We start from the raw sequence: 441 nt of genomic DNA on the forward strand, positions 1-441 counted from the left end.
ATAAAGCTCTTCTTCCGTTGCATTCCGTGTTGCTTGAACCGTATTTAAGATGCCGCCACCTTGAGCAAGTATCTCTAAGTAGGAAACTCCTTTTAGCTTTAAATCGAGTTCGTGTTCCCGTGATCCTCCGTGTACCAAGTGAGTATGAGGATCGATTAGGCCGGGGGTAACAAGGCGTCCTTGTGCATCTAATTCTTTGATAATAGACAACCCATGAATAGACTTACGAACTTCTTTCTCACTACCTATCGCCACGATTTTCTCACCTTGAATGGCAATGGCACCGTGGTGAATGGTGAGAACTTCGGATTGCTCTTTTCCTGCTCGTGGTTTCAGGGAGCCTTGCATAGTAATAAGGCAGCCAATGTTGTGGATGAGTAGATCAATTTGTTTCATGTGGGGCTCCTCTCATTTTTTATGATAGTGAAGTAGCCTTAGATT

At 44.0% G+C, this 441-nt stretch carries 1 protein-coding gene; it reads right to left on the reverse strand.

Annotated elements, in window-relative coordinates; genetic code table 11:
* The coding region (locus RM446_RS24690) for an amidohydrolase family protein (RefSeq protein ID WP_311547842.1) at positions 1–396 on the reverse strand (396 nt) is incomplete at its 3' end.
* Positions 397–441: the final 45 nt, after the last annotated feature.

The sequence above is a fragment of the Streptomonospora wellingtoniae genome (assembly GCF_031845375.1).
In the GTDB taxonomy this organism is placed as follows: Bacteria; Actinomycetota; Actinomycetes; order Streptosporangiales; family Streptosporangiaceae; genus Streptomonospora; species Streptomonospora wellingtoniae.